The organism is Variovorax sp. TBS-050B (assembly GCF_029893635.1).
Lineage (GTDB): Bacteria > Pseudomonadota > Gammaproteobacteria > Burkholderiales > Burkholderiaceae_C > Variovorax.
This window is the reverse complement of the sequence record NZ_JARXYR010000002.1, coordinates 1,172,896-1,193,004: the sequence shown is the minus strand read 5'-3', so window position 1 is coordinate 1,193,004 and position 20,109 is coordinate 1,172,896. Positions and strand designations below refer to the sequence as shown.

The window sequence follows — 20,109 nt, the reverse complement described above, 5'->3', positions numbered from 1 at the left end:
AGTACGTTGCCTCCACGTCCGCGCGCCGGCGCGGCACGGCCCGGCGGCCGGGTGCGACGATCGCCCGCGGCCCATACCGGTGGGCGCTCGATGACTACTTTCGGGTAGTTGAATCGCGTGTTGCAAATGTTACATTGCGGCCGGTTTTTGCCCTTTTGTTGAGGATCGGCGGAATGAACCGTACTTATCGCGTTGTCTGGAATGGCGTCCTGGGTGTCTGGCAGGCCGTGTCGGAGCTTGCCGCATCGCCTGCGCGGCGCTCGACGGTCGAAGGAAGCCGCAAGGCGAAGCGGCTCGCGGCGGCCGCGTGCCTGCTCACGCTGGCCGGCATGGCCGGCGGTGCCTGGGCTCAGGCTGCGGGCGGCCAGACCTACGTCGGCCTTGGCGGCACAGGCGGCCACGGCGGCGCGGGCAACGGCAGCGGCGGCGGCGGCGGCCGCCTCGGTGAGTTCACCGAGTCCAACGGCCTGGCGCCGTCGGGCGGCACGGGGGGCAATGGCGGCATCGGCGGCGGCGGGATTGGCGGAACGGGCGGCGCCGTCGGGGCGACCAGCGTGGCCGGCTCGGTCACGGGGGGCTCGGGAACCGACGGCACGCCCGCTGGGGATCCGACCTTCGGCGGTGGCGCCGGTGGTGGCGGCGGTGCGGCCGTGTACACCTCCGACACGGGCATCACCGTGTCGGGCGGCACCATCCTGCAGGGCGGCACTGGCGGCGCCGGCAGCGTCGCGCGGCTGGCCGGCGGCGGCGGCGGTGGCGGCGCGGGCCTGCAGTCCACGGCGGCCGGCGTCAACCTGAACAATGCGGGGCAGACGATCGGCGGCAACGGCGGCGCGGGTGGCGTCGGCCAATGGGCCGGCGGCGGCGGCGGTGGCGGCGACGGCATCGTGCTGCAAGGCGGCGGCGCGACCGTCGTCAACAGCGGCGGGTCCGTCGGCGGTGCCGGCGGCATCGGCACCGTCAGCGGCACGTTCAACGGGACGTCGTCATTCGGGGGCGAGGGCGGCGCGGGCCTCGCGCTGGAGTCCAGCAACAACTCGGTTTCCAACACCGGCACGCTGACGGGGGGCGCGGGCGGTGCCGGCGGCATCCCCGTGCGTTTCGGCGTGGGTGGTGCGGCGCTGCGCGTTCGGGGCGACTCGAACACCATCGTCAACACCGGGACGCTGACGGCCGGCATGGGCGGCGACGGTGCCACACGCGGCGACGCGGTACGGATCACCGGCAACGACAACCGGCTCGAACTGCGTGCCGGCTCCTCGATCACCGGCCTGCTGAGGGTGGTTTCCGGCACCGGCAACGTGCTGGCGCTGGCGGGCGACACGACCAACGGGACCACTTCGCTCGACGCCAGCACCTACAGCGGTTTCGCGCGCTACGAAAAGACCGGTGCCAGCACCTGGACGCTGACCGGCATCAACACCGGCCTGACGCCCTGGTTCGTGCGCGGCGGCGCGCTCTCCATCGCGGACGATCGCGCGCTCGGCAACTCCAGCAGTGGGCTCACGCTCGACGGCGGCGCGCTGAACGTCACCGGCGACACCACCGCCACCCGCGCGGTCGCGCTGGGCCCGGGAGGCGGCACCTTCGATGTGAACCCGGTCCGCACGCTGACGCTGAACGGCGAAGTCTCGGGCGGCGGAGCGCTCCTGAAGACCGGCCAAGGCACGCTGGTGCTGGGCGCGGCCAATTCGTACACGGGCGGCACCTCGGTGGCAGCGGGCAGCCTGCAGGCGCTGGCGACGGGCGCGCTCGGCACCGGGCCGGTGTCGGTGGCCGGCAACGCCTCGCTGCTTTTCGGCGGCAATGCCGACGCGGGCGGATTGACGATCACTGCCGCCGAGCGCGGCCCCCTGCCGACGGACAACGCCGGCTTCGTGCAGTTCGGCGGCAGCAGCTCGGCGGGGAATGCCCGCCTCGTGATGAACAGGGATGCGTCGGTCGAGTTCAGGGACAACGCCTCCGCCGGCAACGCCGTGATCGAGAACCGCGGCGGCCTGATCGACATCTTCGACCACGCGACCGCCGACCAGGCCACCGTGGTCAACAACGCGGGCGGACGCCTGCGCATCCTTTCGCTGACGGCGGCCGGAATCTCCATCGGCTCGCTGTCCGGCGCGGGGGATGTGATCCTCGGCGCCAAGACGCTGACCACGGGCGGACTCAACGGCGACACCGAAGTCTCGGGCGTGATTTCGGGCACCGGCGGCTCGCTGGTGAAGGTGGGCACGGGCACGCTCACGCTCTCCGGCGCGAACACCTACACGGGCGGCACCGCGCTCAAGCAGGGCCGGCTCAACCTCGGCCACAGCCAGGCGCTCGGCACCGGCGCGCTCGCGATGGACGACGGCACCACGCTGGGATTCAGCGCCGACGGCCTCACCATCGCCAACGCGATCCAGCTCACGGGCACCACCGATCCGGTCATCGACACCGGCGCCTTCAACGCGACCCTGAGCGGCGCGATCAGCGGCGGCGGCTTCATCACGAAGGAAGGCGCGGGCACGCTGACGCTGTCCGGCGCCAACAGCTACACCGGCGCCACCAACGTCGCGCAGGGCACGCTCAGGGCGGGCGCCGCCAACACCTTCAGCGCGGCCTCCGCCCACAGCGTGGCCCCGGGCGCCACGCTGGACCTCGCAGGCTTCAGCCAGACAGTGGCCTCGCTGGCCAACGGCGGCACCGTCTCGCTCCCGGGCGCCACCGCCGGCACCACGCTCACGGTCACGGGCGCGTACGTCGGCAACAACGGCGTGCTCAGGCTCGGCACCGTGCTCAACGGCACGGGACCGTCCGACCGCCTGGTGCTCGACGGCGCCACGGCATCCGCAAGTGGCCGGACCACGGTGCAGATCGCCAACCTCGGCGGCCTGGGGGCGCTCACCAGCGGCAACGGCATCGAGGTGGTCACCGCGAGCAACGGTGCCACCACCACGGCCCAGACCACCAGGGACGCGTTCAGCCTGGCCAACGGCCACGTGGATGCCGGCGCCTACGAATACCGCCTCTACGCGGCCGACGCGAACGGTGCCGGCGAGAACTGGTACCTGCGGTCGAACACGATCGCATCACCCGCGGCTCCCGCGCCGGTGATCACCTACCGCGCCGAAGCCTCGCTTTACTCCGCGCTCCCCGGCCAGCTGCGCCAGGGCAGCCTCGCGATGCTGGGCGACCTGCGCAAGCGCGTGGGCGACGACGACGTGAAGGGCACCGCGACCGCCCCGACCGGCTCCGATCGCCGCGCCTGGGGCCGCGTTCTGTCCACCGACGTCGACATCCAGCAAGGCGGCGCGGTATCGCCCGCCAGCAAGGGCCGCCTCACCGGCTTCCAGGCCGGCACCGACCTGCTGGCCACGCCCAACTGGCGCGCGGGCCTCTACGTCGGCCAGCTCGATGGCGACGCCAGCGTGCGGGGCTTCGCCAGCGGCCTCGCGAACCTGGCCGTGGGCCGCAACGACCTGCGCAGCCAGTACCTGGGCCTCTACGGCACCTACACCGGCGACAGCGGTTTCTACGCCGATGTCGTGGTGCAGTCGGGCCGCCATCGCTACACGGTCGAGCCCCTCGCGAGCCTGGGCGTGAGCGGCAAGGGCAACAGCCTGCTGGGCTCCATCGAGGTGGGGCAGTCCTTCGCGCTGGGCGGCAGCGGCTGGCGCATCGAGCCGCAGCTGCAGCTGATCCACCAGCACATGGACCTGAACAACGCCGCCATCGTCGGCGCAGTGGTCCAGCCGCAGGCCGACAGCGGCTGGATCGCCCGCGCGGGCGTGCGGGTCAAGGGCGAGATCGCCACGGGCGTCGGCACGCTGCAGCCGTACGGCCGCGTCAACGTCTACCGGACATCAAGCGGCGCGGACATCACACGCTTCGTGAACGGCGCGACCACCACAGGCATCGCGGCGCCGACGGGCGGCACGAGCACCGAGCTCGCGGGCGGCTTCACGCTCGCGCTGGGCCAGTCGACCAGCCTCTACGGCGAAATCGGCAAGCTCTGGGCGAGCGGGGGCGACGCCAAGGTCAGGAGTTCGATCAACGGCTCGGTCGGCGTGCGGATGAAGTGGTGAAGGGCTGAGCACGGAACGGACCGGCTGGCCGCAGCTGGTCCGTCGCGCGCGTGTGCTCGAAGGATGAGCTCCAAAGCCCTGCCCGGGCGGCGTCACGGTCGCTTGCGCATAATTGACGCAAGCTATGACTCTGACCGAACTCAAATACATCGTTGCGGTGGCCCGGGAGCGGCATTTCGGCAAGGCGGCCGAAGCCTGTTACGTCTCCCAGCCGACGCTCTCCGTGGCCATCAAGAAGCTCGAGGACGAACTCGAGGTCAAGCTCTTCGAGCGCAGCGCCGGCGAGGTCACGGTCACGCCGCTGGGCGAGCAGATCGTGCAGCAGGCGCAGAGCGTGCTCGACCAGGCCGCGAGCATCAAGGAGATCGCCAAGCGCGGCAAGGACCCGCTGGCCGGGCCGCTGAACCTCGGCGTGATCTACACCATCGGCCCCTACCTGCTGCCCGACCTCGTGCGCCAGGTGATCGCGCGCACGCCGCAGATGCCGCTGGTGCTGCAGGAGAACTTCACCGCCAAGCTGCTCGAGATGCTGCGCGCGGGCGAGATCGACTGCGCGATCATGGCCGAGCCCTTCCCCGACACCGGCCTCGCGATGGCGCCGCTCTACGACGAACCCTTCATGGCGGCGCTGCCCGCGAAGCACAAGTTCGCCGACCGCGAGTCGGTGACTTCCGACGAGCTGCAGAACGAGACCATGCTGCTGCTCGGCACCGGCCACTGCTTTCGCGACCACGTGCTCGAGGTCTGCCCCGAGTTCGCGCGCTTCTCGAGCAATGCCGAGGGCATCCGCAAGAGCTTCGAGGGCTCGTCGCTCGAGACGATCAAGCACATGGTGGCCTCGGGCATGGGCGTGACGCTGGTGCCGCGCCTGTCGGTGCCGGCCGACGCGCTCAAGCCCAAGGCCAAGGGCCGCAAGGAGAGCGAGCAGATGGTGCGCTACCTGCCGGTGCGCGATGCGCACGACCGCGATCCGCCGACGCGGCGCGTGGTGCTCGCATGGCGGCGCACCTTCACGCGCTACGAGGCGATCGCGGCATTGCGCAACGCCATCTATGCCTGCGAGCTGCCGGGTGTCAAACGGCTGTCTTAGAAAGAAGGCGAACTTCGCCTACGGCCGCGCCATTCGGAATCGTTCATCGCTGAGATAGAGTGCGGCTGTTGCGAAGCCGCCTGCCGGCTTTCAGAATCGACCCGTGTTCCTCAAGCAGACCTGAAGAAAGAGCTCACGCCATGGCCAAAGCATCGAAGAAGACCTCGTCCGGCAAGGTGCCCAAGAAGGGCGACGCGCAAGTGGCGCAGGAGTCCGGCAGCCGCAATGCGCCGATCATCAACATCGGCATCGAGCGCCAGGACCGCGCCGCGATCGCCGAGGGCCTGAGCCGCGTGCTGGCCGACACCTACACGCTCTACCTCACGACCCACAACTTCCACTGGAACGTGACAGGCCCGCACTTCAACTCGCTGCATGCGATGTTCATGCAGCAGTACACCGAGCTCTGGGGCGCCACCGACGTGATCGCCGAGCGCATCCGCGCACTGGGCCACTACGCCCCCGGCTCCTACGCCGAGTTCAGCAAGATCGCGACCGTGCCCGACGTGCCGCAGCAGCCGCCCAAGGCGATGGAGATGGTGCGCATCCTCGTCAAGGGCCACGAGACCGTGTCGCGCATCGCGCGCGAGTTCATCCCCGTGGCCGAGGAGGCCGGCGACGATCCCACGGCCGACATGCTGACCGCGCGCTGCACGGTGCACGACCAGACGGCCTGGATGCTGCGCTCGCTGCTCGAAGACTGAGCGGCCGGCCCTTCCCCCGAGAGCGGCACAATGGCCGCTCTTTTTTTGCCCGCTGCCCGCCGAATGCTCGCCCGTCGTTTCGCGCTCTATCTCGATCTGATCCGCTGGAACCGCCCCGCGGGCTGGCTGCTGCTGCTGTGGCCCACGCTCGGCGCGCTCTGGTTCGCGGCCGACGGCTGGCCCGGCTGGCACCTGCTCGCGGTCTTCGTGCTCGGCACGATCCTGATGCGCAGCGCGGGCTGCTGCGTCAACGACGTGGCCGACCGCGACTTCGACCGCCATGTGAAGCGCACCGCCCAGCGGCCCGTGACCAGCGGCGCGGTGTCGGTGCAGGAGGCGCTGCTGCTCGGCGCGGTGCTCGCGCTCGCGGCCTTCGCGCTGGTGCTCACGACCAACCGCGTCACGGTGTACTGGTCGTTCGCGGCGCTCGCGGTCACGCTCGTCTATCCGTTCGCGAAGCGCTTCGTGTCGATCCCGCAGGCGGTGCTCGGCATCGCGTTCAGCTTCGGCATTCCGATGGCCTTCGCCGCGGTGCAGGCGACGGTGCCCGCCTTCGCAGGGTGGCTGCTCGCGGGCAACCTGTTCTGGGTGCTGGCCTACGACACCGAGTACGCGATGGTCGACCGCGACGACGACCTCAAAGATCGGCATGAAGACCTCGGCCATCACTTTCGGCCGCTTCGATGTCGCCGCGGTCATGGCGAGCTACGCCGTCTTCCTGATCGTCTGGGGCTGGGCCGGCGCGAGCCGGGACCTCGGTGCGGTCTTCTTCGCGGCCATCGGCATCGCCGCGGCGCAGGCCGTCTGGCACTGGCGGCTGATCCGCGACCGCACGCGCGAGGGCTGCTTCAAGGCCTTCCGGCTCAACCACTGGCTGGGCTTTGCCGTCTTCGCCGGCATCGCGGCGGCCTACGCGCTGCGTTGAACGGCCGGCGCAGCGTTCTTCTAGGTCTTGCCGAACTCCTCGCCGAGCTCGCCCGCGCGCTTCTGCGCCGCGCGGATGGCCTCCTTGAACTTCGCCTTCACGTCGGCCGCCTCGAGCGCACAGAGGGCCGCGTAGGTCGTCCCGCCCTTCGAAGTCACGCGCTCGCGCAGCACCTGCGGGGGCTCGGTCGCGCTGTGCGCCAGGGCCGATGCGCCGGTGAAGGTGCCGATCGCGAGCCGCAGCGCCTGCTCGGGCGACAGGCCCATGTCGACGCCGGCCTCGGCCATCGCCTCGATGAAATAGAACACGTAGGCCGGCCCCGAGCCCGACATGGCGGTGACCGCATCGAGCGCGCTTTCGTGGTCTACCCACAGCAGCTCGCCGGTCGGCGCGAGCAATTGCGCCACCAGCGCCCGGTCGGCCGCTTCCACGCCGTCGCGCGCATAGAGCCCGGTCATGCCCTGGCCGACGAGCGCCGGCGTGTTCGGCATGGCGCGGACCACGCGCTCGCTGCCGAGCCAGCGCGCGATGCTGTCCGACGGAATGCCGGCCGCGACGCTCAGGTGCAGCGCGCTGGCGGCGAAGGGGCGCATCGCGCGGGCGGCCTCCGCGAAGGTCTGCGGCTTGACCGCCCACACGACCACCGCGCAGCGCGACAGCGCCTCGCCGGCTTCGGCCCGCGCCGAGATGCCGAAGGATTTCGCGAGCTTCGCGCGCGCTTCCTCGAAAGGCTCGACCACCTCGAAGGTGCCGGCCGGCGTGCCTTGCTGGATCAGCCCGCCGATGATGGCGCTGGCCATGTTGCCGCCGCCGACGAAGGCGATCGGAGGAAGGGGCGAGGGCGCGGTGCGCGGAAGAAAGGTGGCGGCGATGGTCATGGTCGGTCGGTGAATTCGAAGGCCGCGAACCGGGTGGTCTGCAGCGGATTGAAATTGTCGTCGCTCACGACCACCAGCAGGCGCGCGCCGCCCGGCAGCGGCGGGCCCCAGCACATGCCTTCGATGTTGTCGAGGCGCGAAAGGCCGAGCGCGGCGAAGTCGGCGACCAGCGTTTTCGCGGCCGGGCGGTGGTTGCCGGCGGCGAGCGCATCGATGTCCAGCACGTCGCCGGCTTCGCGCGTGTCGATCTCGTAGAGGCGCAGCGCGTTGCCGGCGCCGGTGGCGTAGGCGCGTTCGAGCACCAGCATCCGGTCGGCATCGAGCATCAGGATCTCGCTCACCCCGTTGTCCGCATGGCTGCCGGGCACGATCGGCCGCAGCGGGATCGCATCGGGCAGGTAGGCGATCTGGCACGTGGCGCGGCCGCCGTCGAGCGCGATCCGGGTCAGGCGGCAGGGGCCGCCCGCGGCGCGCGTGGTGGGCACGGGGCCATCCTGGATCAGCGCGTTCTCCATCGCCAGCCAGGCATGGCGGCCGTCGGGCGTGAGGGCGAGGCCCTCGAGGCCCAGGTTGTCGCGCGGACCGCGGCGCTGCGCCGGGTCCGGTCGGAACATCGCCGGCAGCGTGAATTCGCGCAGCAGCCGGCCGTCGCGCCCCGACTCGTACAGCGCCGGGCCGAAGCCGCGCGACAGGTCGCCCTCGCCGGTCCACAGCAGGGTGCCGGTGCCCGGGCGCAGGCGCAGGGATTCGGGATCGACCACCGGCACGCCGGCTTCGGCATACCGTCGGTCCGGCCAGCGTCCGCCGCCCGGGCGTTGCAGCGGCACCACATCGGCGGCCGCGGGCGGCACCGCCCACGGCGCCGGCCAGTGGGCGGTGTAGAACCGGGCCGGGTCGATGTCCGATCGGTCATCGGACAGCAGCAGGTACTCACTTGTCGATGCGTCGTAGTCGATGCCGGAGAGCCCGCCCGCGGTCGTGCCGCCGATCGCGAGCCGGTGCGGCCACGCCGCCTCCGCCAGCCGGCGCAGCCGCGGCGGACCCGGAGGCGCGAGCGGCGGCGGGGCCGGATTCCCGCATCCACCCAGCCCCGTCAGCGCCGTGGCGGCAGCGCCCGCCAGCAGCAGGCGGCGACGCAGCCGCGAGGCAGCGGACGGGGCGGGCGGCAACATGGGCAAGGACACGCGGTGAGTCTAGGGGCAGTGCGCCGGGCGCTCAGAAGCCAGTTGACATGCCTCGGCTTGCGTGCAACAATCGCGGGCTTCGCTTCAAAAAGGCGAAGCTTTCAGCCCAAAGCGGAAGTGCCCCGAGTGGTTCGGGGTGCAGACGACGGGCCCAAGACTGACCGCAGCGCCTCCCTTTTGGATGCGCAACGGTACAAGTTGGGAACTACTAGCAATGATCCAAACTGAATCCCGGCTCGAAGTGGCCGACAACACAGGCGCGAAGTCCGTCCTGTGTATCAAGGTGCTCGGTGGCTCCAAGCGGCGTTACGCCAGCGTGGGCGACGTCATCAAGGTCAGCATCAAGGAAGCCGCTCCGCGTGGTCGCGTCAAGAAGGGCGAGATCTACAGCGCAGTGGTGGTCCGCACCGCCAAGGGCATCCGTCGCGCCGACGGTTCGCTCGTCAAGTTCGACGGCAATGCCGCCGTGCTGCTCAACGCCAAGCTGGAGCCGATCGGCACCCGCATCTTCGGACCGGTGACGCGCGAACTGCGCACCGAGAAGTTCATGAAGATCGTGTCGCTGGCCCCCGAAGTTCTCTAAGGACACAACGCCATGAACAAGATTCGCAAAGGCGACCAGGTCATCGTGTTGGCCGGGCGCGACAAGGGCAAGCGTGGCACCGTCACGCTGCGCAAGGACGATTCGCACGTGATCGTCGAAGGCGTGAACGTCGTCAAGAAGCACGCCAAGCCGAACCCCCTCAAGGGCACGACCGGCGGCATCGTCGAGAAGACCATGCCCATTCATCAATCCAACGTGGCGATCTTCAATGCCGCGACCGGCAAGGCCGACCGCGTGGGCATCAAGATCACCCAGGGTGCCGACGGCAAGCGCGTGGCTGTACGCGTCTTCAAGTCGAGCGGCGACGAAATCAAGTTCGCCTAAGAGGTACTCACATGGCACGTCTCCAACAACACTATCGCGAAAAGATCGCGAAGGACCTGACCGAGAAGTTCGGCTACACCTCGCCGATGCAGGTCCCCCGCCTCACCAAGATCACCCTGAACATGGGTGTGGGTGAAGCCGTCGCCGACAAGAAGGTGCTCGACAACGCCGTTGCCGACCTGACCAAGATCGCCGGCCAGAAGCCCGTGGTCACCAAGTCGAAGAAGGCCATCGCCGGTTTCAAGATCCGCGAGAACCAGCCGATCGGCTGCATGGTCACGCTGCGTGGCGTGCACATGTACGAATTCCTGGACCGCTTCGTGACCGTCGCGCTGCCGCGCGTTCGCGACTTCCGCGGTATCTCGGGTCGTGCTTTCGATGGCCGTGGCAACTACAACATCGGCGTCAAGGAACAGATCATTTTCCCCGAGATCGAATACGACAAGGTCGATGCCCTGCGCGGTCTCAATATCAGCATCACGACGACGGCCAAGACCGACGAAGAAGCCAAGGCGCTTCTCGCTGGTTTCCGTTTCCCGTTCAAGAACTGAGGTGATCCGTGGCTAAAGCATCTTTGATCCAGCGCGAACTCAAGCGTGACAAGCTGGTCGCCAAGTACGCTGCGAAGCACGCGGAACTGAAGGCGGCTTCCAACGACGTGAAGAAGAGCGACGAAGAGCGCGCTGCCGCCCGCCTGGCGCTGCAGAAGCTCCCGCGCAACGCGAACCCCACGCGTCAGCGCAACCGCTGCGAAATCACCGGTCGCCCCCGTGGCACCTTCCGTCAATTCGGTCTGGCCCGCGCCAAGATCCGCGAACTGGCTTTCAACGGCGACATCCCCGGTGTCACCAAGGCCAGCTGGTAAGCCAGGCAGGAGCAAACAACATGAGCATGAGTGATCCCATTGCCGACCTGCTGACGCGTATCCGCAACGCGCAGATGGTGGCGAAGTCCACTGTGTCGGTCCCGTCTTCCAAGGTGAAGATCGCGATCGCACAGGTCCTGAAGGACGAGGGCTACATCGACGGCTTCCAGGTCAAGACCGAAGCCGGCAAGAGCGAGCTCGAGATCTCGCTGAAGTACTACGCTGGCCGTCCGGTCATCGAGCGCATCGAGCGCGTGAGCCGCCCCGGCCTGCGCGTCTACAAGGCCAGCGCTTCCATTCCGCAAGTCCAGAACGGCCTCGGCGTTGCGATCGTCACGACCCCCAAGGGCGTGATGACCGACCGCAAGGCGCGCGCCTCCGGCGTCGGCGGCGAAGTTCTGTGCTACGTCGCCTGACCGAGACATCGAGGAGAACACTGAAATGTCCCGAGTAGGAAAAATGCCGATCGTCGTCCCCGCTGGCGTGGACGTGTCGATCAAGGAAGACCAGATCAGCGTGAAGGGCACGGGCGGTACGCTCAACCTGCCGCGCAATGCACTGGTCAACGTCGTCAACAAGGACGGCAAGCTGAACTTCGAGCCCGCCAACGATTCGCGCGAAGCGAACGCGATGAGCGGCACGATGCGCCAGCTGGTGAACAACATGGTCGTCGGCGTCACCAAGGGCTTCGAGAAGAAGCTCAGCCTGGTGGGCGTCGGCTACAAGGCTGCGGCGAGTGGCGCCAAGCTGAATCTGCAGGTCGGTTATTCGCACCCGGTCAACTTCGACATGCCCCAGGGCATCACGGTGGCCACCGCAACCCCGACCGAAATCGTGATCAAGGGTGCCGACCGCCAGCGCGTCGGCCAAGTGGCCGCTGAGATCCGTGCCGTTCGTCCGCCCGAGCCCTACAAGGGCAAGGGTATCCGCTATGCGGACGAGAAGATCGTGATCAAAGAGACCAAGAAGAAGTAAGGGGCAGCAAAATGATGTTGACCAAAAAAGCACAGCGTCTCCGCCGTTCGCGCCAGACCCGCATCCGCATCGCGACGCAGGGTGTGGCCCGTCTCACGGTGAACCGTACCAACCTGCACATCTACGCCACCGTCATCTCCGGCGACGGCTCCAAGGTGATCGCCACGGCCTCGACGGCCGAAGCCGAAGTGCGCACGTCGCTCGGCGGCTCTGGCAAGGGTGGCAACACCGCTGCAGCCACGGCCATCGGCAAGCGCATCGCCGAAAAGGCGAAGGCTGCCGGCGTCGAGAAGGTTGCATTCGACCGCGCAGGTTTTGCGTACCACGGCCGCGTCAAGGCGCTGGCCGATGCGGCCCGCGAAGCCGGTCTGCAGTTCTAACCGGACACGAGATTCAAAATGGCAAAGATTCAGGCAAGAACGCAGAACGAAGGCCCCGAGGACGGTCTGCGCGAGAAGATGATCGCGATCAACCGCGTCACCAAGGTGGTGAAGGGTGGTCGTATCCTCGGTTTCGCAGCGCTCACCGTGGTGGGTGACGGCGACGGCCGCGTCGGCATGGGCAAGGGCAAGTCGAAGGAAGTGCCCGCCGCCGTGCAGAAGGCGATGGAAGAAGCCCGTCGCAACCTGTTCAAGGCGCCGATCAAGAACGGTACGCTGCACCACCAGGTGCAGGGCCACCACGGTGCCTCCACCGTCGTGATGTACCCGGCTCCCAAGGGTACCGGCATCATCGCCGGCGGCCCGATGCGCGCCGTGTTCGAAGTCATGGGCATCACCGACATCGTGGCCAAGAGCCATGGTTCGTCGAATCCCTACAACATGGTTCGCGCCACGCTCGACGGGTTGAAGAACTCGACGACCGCCAGCGAAGTGGCTGCCAAGCGCGGCCTGACCGTCGAAGAAATCTTCGCCTGAGCGCGAGCTCACGCAAGGCTGAAGGAAGCATTCAAATGACGACGCAACAACAAACCCTCAAGGTGCAGCTGGTCAAGAGCCCGATCGGCACCAAGGAATCGCATCGCGCGACCGTGCGCGGCCTCGGCCTGCGCAAGCTCAACAGCGTGAGCGAGCTGCAGGACACCCCGGCGGTGCGCGGCATGATCAACAAGATCAGTTATCTGGTCAAAGTTCTCTGAGAGAGACTGATATGGAACTCAATGGCATCAAGCCGGCGGCCGGCGCCAAGCACGCCAAGCGCCGTGTCGGTCGTGGTATCGGCTCTGGCCTGGGCAAGACCGCGGGTCGCGGTCACAAGGGCCAGAAGTCGCGCGCAGGCGGTTTCCACAAGGTCGGCTTCGAAGGCGGTCAAATGCCGCTGCAGCGCCGCCTGCCGAAGCGCGGCTTCAAGTCGCACCTGCTGAAGTTCAACGCCGAAGTCACGCTGACCGCGCTCGAGCAGCTCGGCCTGGCCGAAGTCGACATCCTGGCGCTGAAGCAAGCCGGCCTCGTGGGCCAGCTCGCCAAGGTGGTCAAGGTCGTCAAGACCGGCGAACTCACCAAGGCCGTCAAGCTGACGGGCGTGGGCGCAACCGCTGGTGCCAAGGCTGCGATCGAAGCAGCCGGCGGCAGCATCGCCTGATCACACTGGACTGAAAGAAGTTCTTCGTGGCAACTAACGCGGCAACGATCGCAAAGACAGGCAAGTTCGGCGACCTGCGTCGCCGGCTGGTCTTCTTGCTGCTCGCGCTCGTGGTGTACCGGATCGGCGCGCACATTCCTGTGCCGGGCATCAACCCGGACCAGCTTGCGGCGTTGTTCCAGGGCCAGCAGGGCGGCATCCTGAGCCTGTTCAACATGTTCTCGGGCGGGGCGCTGTCGCGCTTCACCGTGTTCGCGTTGGGGATCATGCCGTACATCTCGGCGTCGATCATCATGCAGCTGATGACCTACGTGCTTCCGACCTTCGAGCAATTGAAGAAGGAAGGCGAGGCCGGCCGCCGCAAGATCACGCAGTACACGCGCTATGGCGCGCTCGGTCTGGCGCTGTTCCAGTCGTTCAGCATCGCGGTGGCGCTCGAGTCGTCGGCCGGCCTGGTGATCTCGCCCGGCTTCGGCTTCCGGATCACCGCCATGGTGAGCCTGACGGCGGGTTCGATGTTCCTGATGTGGCTCGGCGAGCAGATCACCGAACGCGGCCTCGGCAACGGCATCTCGATCCTGATCTTCGCGGGCATCGCGGCCGGCCTGCCGGCAGCGATCGGCGGCCTGCTGGAGCTGGTTCGCACCGGCGCCATGAACGTGATCGTCGCGCTGTTCATCGTCGCGGTGGTCGCCCTGGTCACCTACTTCGTGGTGTACGTCGAACGCGGCCAGCGCAAGATCCTCGTGAACTATGCGCGGCGCCAGGTCGGCAACAAGGTCTACGGCGGCCAGTCGTCGCACCTGCCGCTGAAGCTCAACATGGCCGGCGTGATCCCGCCGATCTTCGCATCCTCGATCATCCTGCTGCCGGCGACGGTGGTCGGCTGGTTCAGCACCGGCGAAGGCGGTTTCCGCTGGATCAAGGACATTGCGAGCGCACTGCGCCCGGGCGAGCCGATCTACGTGCTTCTGTACGCTGCCGCGATCGTTTTCTTCTGCTTCTTCTACACGGCACTCGTGTTCAACAGCAAGGAAACGGCCGACAACCTGAAGAAGAGCGGCGCATTCATCCCGGGCATCCGTCCGGGTGACCAGACGGCGCGCTACATCGACAAGATCCTGGTTCGCCTGACGTTGGCCGGCGCGGTGTACATCACCTTCGTCTGCCTGCTGCCCGAGTTCCTGATCCTGAAGTACAACGTTCCGTTCTACTTCGGTGGTACCTCCCTGTTGATCATCGTGGTCGTCACGATGGACTTCATGGCCCAGGTGCAGAACTACATGATGTCCCAGCAGTACGAGTCGCTGCTGAAGAAGGCCAATTTCAAGACTTCGTAAGGCACAGGGCACGGCCCCGCCGGGTTGAACAGAGTTTTAGGAGAATGAAATGAGAGTTTCGGCTTCGGTCAAAACCATTTGCCGTAATTGCAAGATCATCCGCCGCAAGGGTGTGGTGCGCGTGATCTGTACCGACCCGCGCCACAAGCAGCGCCAGGGTTGATTGAAAGAGTATTAGAGGACGCACATGGCACGTATTGCTGGCATCAACATTCCGCCGCACAAGCACGCTGAAATCGGCCTGACCGCCATTTTCGGCATCGGTCGCACGCGCGCCCGCAAGATCTGCGAAGCGAGCGGCATCGAATATTCGAAGAAGATCAAGGATCTGACCGACGCCGATCTCGAGAAGATCCGCGACCAGATCGCCTTGTTCACGATCGAAGGCGATCTGCGTCGCGAGACGACGATGAACATCAAGCGCTTGATGGACATCGGCTGCTATCGCGGCTTCCGTCACCGTCGCGGCCTGCCGATGCGCGGCCAGCGCACGCGCACCAACGCCCGCACCCGCAAGGGTCCGCGCAAGGCTGCGCAGTCCCTGAAGAAATAAGGATAGACCAGCATGGCTAAAGCACCTGCAAACAACGCCGCACAGCGCGTTCGCAAGAAGGTTCGCAAGAACGTCGCGGACGGTATCGCCCACGTGCATGCCTCGTTCAACAACACCATCATCACGATCACCGATCGCCAGGGCAATGCCCTGTCGTGGGCTTCGTCGGGTGGCCAGGGCTTCAAGGGCTCGCGCAAGTCGACCCCGTTCGCTGCGCAGGTGGCTTCCGAAGTGGCCGGCCGTGCTGCTGTCGAACAAGGCATCAAGAACCTCGACGTCGAGATCAAGGGCCCCGGCCCCGGTCGCGAATCGTCGGTGCGCGCACTGGCTGCGCTCGGCATCCGGATCAACTCCATCGCCGACGTGACGCCCGTTCCGCACAACGGCTGCCGTCCCCAGAAGCGTCGCCGCATCTGAGCGTCAGTCCGCAAGGCGCAGCCGGCTCTTCAGAAGCGGCTGCGCATTTGTTTTTTAACTAAGCCCACCGCCATCAGCGTCTCGCCGATGGCTCCCGCAGGCGACTGCGGCAGATGACACAAAGGAAACCACGTGGCACGCTACCTCGGCCCCAAGGCCAAACTTTCCCGCCGTGAAGGCACCGACCTGTTCCTGAAGAGCGCCCGCCGCTCGATCCAGGACAAGGCCAAGTTCGACTCCAAGCCCGGCCAGCACGGCCGCACCTCGGGCCAGCGCACCTCCGACTACGGCCTGCAGCTGCGCGAGAAGCAGAAGGTCAAGCGCATGTACGGCGTGCTCGAGAAGCAGTTCCGCCGCTACTTCGAGGAAGCCGATCGCCGCCGCGGCAACACCGGCGCCAACCTGCTGTTCCTGCTCGAATCGCGCCTGGACAACGTGGTCTACCGCATGGGCTTCGGCTCGACCCGTGCAGAAGCACGCCAGCTCGTGTCGCACAAGGCCATCACGGTGAACGGCCAGTCGGTCAACATCCCGTCGTACCTCGTGAAGACCGGCGACGTCATCGCCGTGCGCGACAAGTCGAAGAAGCAGACCCGCATCGTCGAAGCGCTGCAGCTGGCCCAGCAGGTCGGCATGCCGGCCTGGGTCGAAGTGAACGCCGACAAGGCCGAAGGCACCTTCAAGAAGGTCCCGGACCGCGACGAGTTCGCAGCCGACATCAACGAATCGCTGATCGTCGAACTGTATTCGCGCTAATCAGACCAAAACGGGCCGCTTCGCGGCCCGAACTTGTATTTTTTGTTCTCGCCGGAAGCGTTCCGGCGGGCACTTCACCAGCCTTACCGGTGTAACGAGCCGGGGGTATTGAGAGGAAGTCTGCATGCAAACCACCCTGCTGAAACCCAAGACCATTCAGGTCGAGCAACTGGCCGCCAACAAGGCGAAGGTCACGCTCGAGCCTTTCGAGCGCGGCTACGGCCACACGCTCGGCAACGCGCTGCGCCGCGTTCTGCTGTCGTCGATGGTCGGTTATTCGGCCACCGAAGTCACGATCGCCGGCGTTCTGCATGAGTACTCGTCGATCGACGGCGTGCAGGAAGATGTCGTCAACATCCTGCTGAATCTCAAGGGCGTGGTGTTCAAGCTCCACAATCGCGACGAAGTCACGCTGAGCCTGCGCAAGGACGGCGAGGGCCCGGTGCTGGCGTCGGACATCCAGACCCCGCACGACGTCGAGATCATCAACCCCGATCACGTGATCGCGCACCTGTCGCAAGGCGGCAAGCTCGACATGCAGATCAAGGTCGAAAAGGGCCGCGGCTACGTGCCCGGCACGATGCGCCGCTACGCCGACGAGCCGACCAAGTCGATCGGCCGCATCGTCCTCGACGCCTCGTTCTCGCCCGTCAAGCGCGTGAGCTACACCGTCGAGAGCGCCCGCGTCGAGCAGCGCACCGACCTCGACAAGCTGCTGGTCGAGATCGAGACCAACGGCGCGATCACGGCCGAAGACGCGGTCCGCGCCTCGGCTAAAATCCTGGTCGAGCAACTCGCCGTGTTCGCGCAGCTCGAAGGTGGCGAACTCGCCGCATTCGATGCACCCGCGCCGCGCAGCGCCCAGCAGTTCGATCCGATTCTGCTGCGCCCTGTCGACGAACTCGAACTCACGGTGCGTTCGGCCAACTGCCTGAAGGCCGAAAACATCTACTACATCGGTGACCTGATCCAGCGCACCGAGAACGAGCTGCTCAAGACCCCGAACCTGGGTCGCAAGTCGCTCAACGAAATCAAGGAAGTGCTCGCCTCGCGCGGCCTGACCCTGGGTATGAAGCTCGAAAGCTGGCCGCCGGCCGGCCTCGACAAGCGTTGATTTTTTAACGGCCTTTCAAAGGGCCAGTGCACCGGGCAGTACCTGATACGGCTGCCTGTTTTTATAAAGTAAGGAAAGCACCATGCGTCACGGACACGGACTCCGCAAACTCAACCGCACCAGCTCGCACCGCCTCGCGATGCTGCAGAACATGATGAATTCGCTCATCGAGCACGAAGTCATCAAGACCACGGTCCCCAAGGCCAAGGAACTGCGCCGCGTCATCGAACCGATGATCACGCTCGCCAAGAACCCCACGCTCGCCAACAAGCGCCTGGCCTTCGACCGCCTGCGCAACCGCGACAGCGTGGTGAAGCTCTTCGGCGACCTGGGCCCGCGTTTCGCAGCCCGTCCGGGCGGCTACACGCGCATCCTGAAGATGGGCTTCCGCGTGGGCGACAACGCTCCGATGGCGCTCGTCGAACTGGTCGACCGTCCTGAAATCAAAGAAGAAGCCGGCGAGCAAAGCGCTTCCGAATAAGGTATAATTTCCTCTTGCCGCGCGATGGAGCAGCCTGGTAGCTCGTTGGGCTCATAACCCAAAGGTCGCAAGTTCAAATCTTGCTCGCGCAACCAATTCGAAAGGCCCTTTGAGAAATCAAAGGGCCTTTTTCTTTGCTGCCAAAAAGCAAAAAAAGCAGACAAATAAAAAAGCCCTCGACCGAGGGCTTTTGGGTTTCTGCGGGCCGCTGTCGTGGCTGCCGCGCCGGCTCAGTCCGGAACGACCGCCGTGACCTCGATCTCCACCTTCGCGCGCGGCTCCACCAGCGCCGCCACCTGCACGCAGGTCATAGCAGGGAAGTTGCGGCCCATCGCATCGCGATAGACCGGGCCGAGCTCGGAGAGCCTGCGGCTGTATTCGTCGCGGTCGGTCACGTACCAGGTCATGCGCACCATGTGCTCGGGGCCCGCGCCGCCTGCACGAAGCACCTCGGCGATGTTGCGCAGCGCGAGGCCGCACTGCTCGATGAAGTCGTCCGACTCGAACTGCTGCTGTGCATTCCAGCCGATCTGGCCGCCGACGTACAGCGTCGTGCCGCGCGCCGCAACGCCGTTCGCATAGCCCTTGGGAGGCAGCCAGCCTTCGGGCTGCAGGAGTTTGTGGATCATGGTGTGTTGGTGTTGAGTTGTCTCAGTTTGAATCGCTGGAGCTTGCCGGTCTCGGTGCGTGGCAGCGCCGGCACGAACTCGATCTCGCGCGGGTATTTGAAGGGCGCGATGGTGGCCTTCACATGGTCCTGCAGCGCCTTCACGAGTGCCGCGTCGCCCTCATGGCCGGGCTTGAGCACGCAGAAGGCCTTCACGATCATGCCGCGCTCCGCATCGGGCTTGCCGATCACACCGCATTCGGCCACCGCCGGATGCTTGAGCAGTGCGTCCTCCACCTCCGGCCCGCCGACGTTGTAGCCGGCCGTGATGATCATGTCGTCGGCGCGCGCCTGGTAGAAGAAGTAGCCGTCCTCGTCCTGCACGAAGGAATCGCCGGGGTAGTTCCAGCCGTTCTTCACGTAGTCGGTCTGGCGCGGATCGTCGAGGTAGCGGCAGCCCACCGGGCCCTGCAGCGCGAGCTTGCCGACGGTGCCGCGCGGCACCTCGTTGCCCTGGTCGTCCACCACCTTCGCGGTGAAGCCGGGCACCACCTTGCCGACGGCGCCGCGGCGCACCTCGTCGCCGGCCGCGGAGATGTAGATGTGGAACACCTCGGTGCCGCCGATGCCGTCGAGCATCTCGATGCCCGTCGCTTCCTTCCAGAGCTGCCGCGTCGCGTCGGGCAGTGCCTCGCCCGCGCTCACGCAGATGCGCAGGCTCGGCGCGCCGTGCTGGCGCACGAAGGGCGCCATCTGGCGATAGAAGGTCGGCGCGGTGTAGCAGATGGTCGCGCCGACCTGGTTGATCAGCTTCACCAGCCCCTCGGGCGTGAAGGGCGCATCGGCGAAGTACACCGAGGCGCCGGCGTACATCGGAAACACCAGCAGCCCGCCGAGCCCGAAGGTGAAGGCCAGCGGCGGCGAGCCGATCACGATGTCGTCGCTGCGTGCGCGCAGCACGTGGCGCGGCCAGGTCTCGCACATCGCGAGCACGTCGCGGTGCGTGGTCACGGGCGCCTTGGGCTTGCCCGTGGTGCCCGAGGTGAAGGCGAGCAGCGCGATGTCGTCCGCGGCCGTGGGGCAGGCCGCGAACACGCCGCGCTTGGCCGCCGCGCGCGACGAGAGCGAATCGGGTGCGTCGGGCTGGTTGAACGCGATCACCGTCGAGAGCACCGGATGCTCGCGCTGCGCGAGCACGAGCTCGTCGAGCAGGCGCGCGTCGCACAGCGCGGCCACGGGTTGCGCCTTCTCGATGATGTCGCCGAGTTCCTTGGCACGCAGCAGCGGCATCGTGGCGACCGCGATCAGCCCGGCCTTGACCACCGCCAGCCATGCGAGCGCCATCGCGACCGAGTTGCCGCCGCGCAGCAGCACGCGGTTGCCGGGCACGAGGCCGAGGTCCTCGGTCAGCACCTGGGCGATGCGGTTGACCTCGACGGCCGCCTGCGCATAGCTCAGCGTGCCGGTCGGAGAGCGCAGCATCGGCCTGTCGCCGAAGCCCTTCGCGGGCGCCTTGTCGAGCAGTTCCTCGACCAGGTTCAGCTGGTCGGGCAGTTGCAGCTCGGGCAGGTCGTAGCGGAAGACCGGCAACTGCCCGGCAGGCGGCAGGCGGTCATGAACGAAGCGGTCGACTTGGGCAGACACGGT

The 20,109-nt window shown here is 66.9% G+C and carries 24 protein-coding genes, 1 tRNA gene and 1 pseudogene; 22 read left to right on the top strand and 4 right to left on the bottom strand.

What is annotated here, in order from left to right:
- The first annotated feature begins 173 nt into the window (after positions 1-173).
- From M2165_RS08705 to ubiA, 4 genes and pseudogenes are all read left to right on the top strand, one after another.
- Entirely contained in the window at positions 174-4,064 is a 3,891-nt protein-coding gene (locus M2165_RS08705; protein WP_280814252.1) for an autotransporter outer membrane beta-barrel domain-containing protein, read from the top strand.
- Positions 4,065-4,188: 124 nt separating this feature from the next.
- The gene (locus tag M2165_RS08700) at positions 4,189-5,154 is read left to right on the top strand and encodes a LysR substrate-binding domain-containing protein (RefSeq protein ID WP_280814251.1); all 966 of its coding nucleotides are present in this window, start codon (positions 4,189-4,191) and stop codon (positions 5,152-5,154) included.
- Between the two features lie 140 nt (positions 5,155-5,294).
- Positions 5,295-5,858, top strand: coding sequence for a DNA starvation/stationary phase protection protein (locus tag M2165_RS08695; protein ID WP_280814250.1), 564 nt, complete (start codon positions 5,295-5,297; stop codon positions 5,856-5,858).
- A gap of 63 nt (positions 5,859-5,921) precedes the next feature.
- A pseudogene (gene ubiA / locus M2165_RS08690) lies at positions 5,922-6,783 on the top strand (4-hydroxybenzoate octaprenyltransferase).
- A 20-nt stretch (positions 6,784-6,803) separates the two neighbouring features.
- Here the strand turns inward: ubiA and proC are convergent.
- Both proC and M2165_RS08680 read right to left on the bottom strand, forming a co-directional pair.
- The gene (proC, locus tag M2165_RS08685) at positions 6,804-7,661 is read right to left on the bottom strand and encodes a pyrroline-5-carboxylate reductase (protein WP_280814249.1); all 858 of its coding nucleotides are present in this window, start codon (positions 7,659-7,661) and stop codon (positions 6,804-6,806) included.
- Entirely contained in the window at positions 7,658-8,833 is a 1,176-nt protein-coding gene (locus tag M2165_RS08680; RefSeq protein ID WP_280817500.1) for an esterase-like activity of phytase family protein, read from the bottom strand. Before M2165_RS08680 ends, proC begins: the two co-directional genes overlap by 4 nt.
- A gap of 226 nt (positions 8,834-9,059) precedes the next feature.
- Between M2165_RS08680 and rplN the strand changes: the two genes are divergently transcribed.
- The 18 genes from rplN (at position 9,060) to M2165_RS08590 (ending at position 17,950) form a co-directional block, all read left to right on the top strand.
- Positions 9,060-9,428 (top strand): 50S ribosomal protein L14, encoded by a 369-nt coding sequence (rplN, locus tag M2165_RS08675; protein WP_009124801.1) that lies wholly within the window; start codon positions 9,060-9,062, stop codon positions 9,426-9,428.
- Positions 9,429-9,440: 12 nt separating this feature from the next.
- Entirely contained in the window at positions 9,441-9,773 is a 333-nt protein-coding gene (gene rplX / locus M2165_RS08670; RefSeq protein ID WP_280814248.1) for a 50S ribosomal protein L24, read from the top strand.
- A gap of 11 nt (positions 9,774-9,784) precedes the next feature.
- Complete coding sequence (rplE, locus tag M2165_RS08665) at positions 9,785-10,324, top strand: 50S ribosomal protein L5 (RefSeq protein WP_057593145.1); 540 nt, start codon at positions 9,785-9,787, stop codon at positions 10,322-10,324.
- 8 nt (positions 10,325-10,332) lie between these two features.
- Positions 10,333-10,638, top strand: a complete 306-nt coding sequence (gene rpsN, locus M2165_RS08660) for a 30S ribosomal protein S14 (RefSeq protein ID WP_280814247.1) — start codon at positions 10,333-10,335, stop codon at positions 10,636-10,638.
- 20 nt (positions 10,639-10,658) lie between these two features.
- Positions 10,659-11,054, top strand: coding sequence for a 30S ribosomal protein S8 (gene rpsH, locus M2165_RS08655; protein WP_280814246.1), 396 nt, complete (start codon positions 10,659-10,661; stop codon positions 11,052-11,054).
- Positions 11,055-11,079: 25 nt separating this feature from the next.
- Positions 11,080-11,613, top strand: a complete 534-nt coding sequence (gene rplF, locus M2165_RS08650; RefSeq protein ID WP_280814245.1) for a 50S ribosomal protein L6 — start codon at positions 11,080-11,082, stop codon at positions 11,611-11,613.
- A gap of 14 nt (positions 11,614-11,627) precedes the next feature.
- Positions 11,628-11,993 (top strand): 50S ribosomal protein L18, encoded by a 366-nt coding sequence (rplR, locus tag M2165_RS08645; protein ID WP_280817499.1) that lies wholly within the window; start codon positions 11,628-11,630, stop codon positions 11,991-11,993.
- Positions 11,994-12,011: 18 nt separating this feature from the next.
- Entirely contained in the window at positions 12,012-12,530 is a 519-nt protein-coding gene (rpsE, locus tag M2165_RS08640; protein ID WP_280814244.1) for a 30S ribosomal protein S5, read from the top strand.
- Between the two features lie 35 nt (positions 12,531-12,565).
- The gene (gene rpmD, locus M2165_RS08635) at positions 12,566-12,751 is read left to right on the top strand and encodes a 50S ribosomal protein L30 (RefSeq protein ID WP_009124818.1); all 186 of its coding nucleotides are present in this window, start codon (positions 12,566-12,568) and stop codon (positions 12,749-12,751) included.
- Between the two features lie 11 nt (positions 12,752-12,762).
- Entirely contained in the window at positions 12,763-13,194 is a 432-nt protein-coding gene (gene rplO, locus M2165_RS08630) for a 50S ribosomal protein L15 (protein ID WP_280814243.1), read from the top strand.
- Between the two features lie 26 nt (positions 13,195-13,220).
- Positions 13,221-14,534 carry a preprotein translocase subunit SecY gene (gene secY, locus M2165_RS08625; RefSeq protein ID WP_280814242.1) on the top strand — a complete coding sequence of 438 codons (1,314 nt, stop codon included), beginning with the start codon at positions 13,221-13,223 and terminating at the stop codon, positions 14,532-14,534.
- Between the two features lie 49 nt (positions 14,535-14,583).
- The gene (gene rpmJ, locus M2165_RS08620) at positions 14,584-14,697 is read left to right on the top strand and encodes a 50S ribosomal protein L36 (protein WP_038201958.1); all 114 of its coding nucleotides are present in this window, start codon (positions 14,584-14,586) and stop codon (positions 14,695-14,697) included.
- Between the two features lie 24 nt (positions 14,698-14,721).
- Entirely contained in the window at positions 14,722-15,087 is a 366-nt protein-coding gene (gene rpsM / locus M2165_RS08615; protein WP_019653977.1) for a 30S ribosomal protein S13, read from the top strand.
- Between the two features lie 12 nt (positions 15,088-15,099).
- On the top strand, positions 15,100-15,504 hold the full coding sequence (rpsK, locus tag M2165_RS08610) for a 30S ribosomal protein S11 (protein WP_009124825.1): 405 nt from the start codon (positions 15,100-15,102) through the stop codon (positions 15,502-15,504).
- Between the two features lie 132 nt (positions 15,505-15,636).
- Positions 15,637-16,260 (top strand): 30S ribosomal protein S4, encoded by a 624-nt coding sequence (gene rpsD, locus M2165_RS08605; protein WP_280814241.1) that lies wholly within the window; start codon positions 15,637-15,639, stop codon positions 16,258-16,260.
- Positions 16,261-16,384: 124 nt separating this feature from the next.
- Positions 16,385-17,374 (top strand): DNA-directed RNA polymerase subunit alpha, encoded by a 990-nt coding sequence (gene rpoA, locus M2165_RS08600; protein ID WP_009124827.1) that lies wholly within the window; start codon positions 16,385-16,387, stop codon positions 17,372-17,374.
- Positions 17,375-17,456: 82 nt separating this feature from the next.
- Positions 17,457-17,855, top strand: coding sequence for a 50S ribosomal protein L17 (gene rplQ, locus M2165_RS08595; protein ID WP_280814240.1), 399 nt, complete (start codon positions 17,457-17,459; stop codon positions 17,853-17,855).
- Between the two features lie 18 nt (positions 17,856-17,873).
- Positions 17,874-17,950: transfer RNA gene (locus M2165_RS08590), tRNA-Met, on the top strand.
- 135 nt (positions 17,951-18,085) lie between these two features.
- On the opposite strand, the gene M2165_RS08585 is transcribed toward M2165_RS08590, so the two are convergent.
- Both M2165_RS08585 and M2165_RS08580 read right to left on the bottom strand, forming a co-directional pair.
- The gene (locus M2165_RS08585; RefSeq protein ID WP_280814239.1) at positions 18,086-18,484 is read right to left on the bottom strand and encodes a RidA family protein; all 399 of its coding nucleotides are present in this window, start codon (positions 18,482-18,484) and stop codon (positions 18,086-18,088) included.
- Complete coding sequence (locus M2165_RS08580; protein WP_280814238.1) at positions 18,481-20,106, bottom strand: AMP-binding protein; 1,626 nt, start codon at positions 20,104-20,106, stop codon at positions 18,481-18,483. Before M2165_RS08580 ends, M2165_RS08585 begins: the two co-directional genes overlap by 4 nt.
- Positions 20,107-20,109 lie beyond the last annotated feature (3 nt).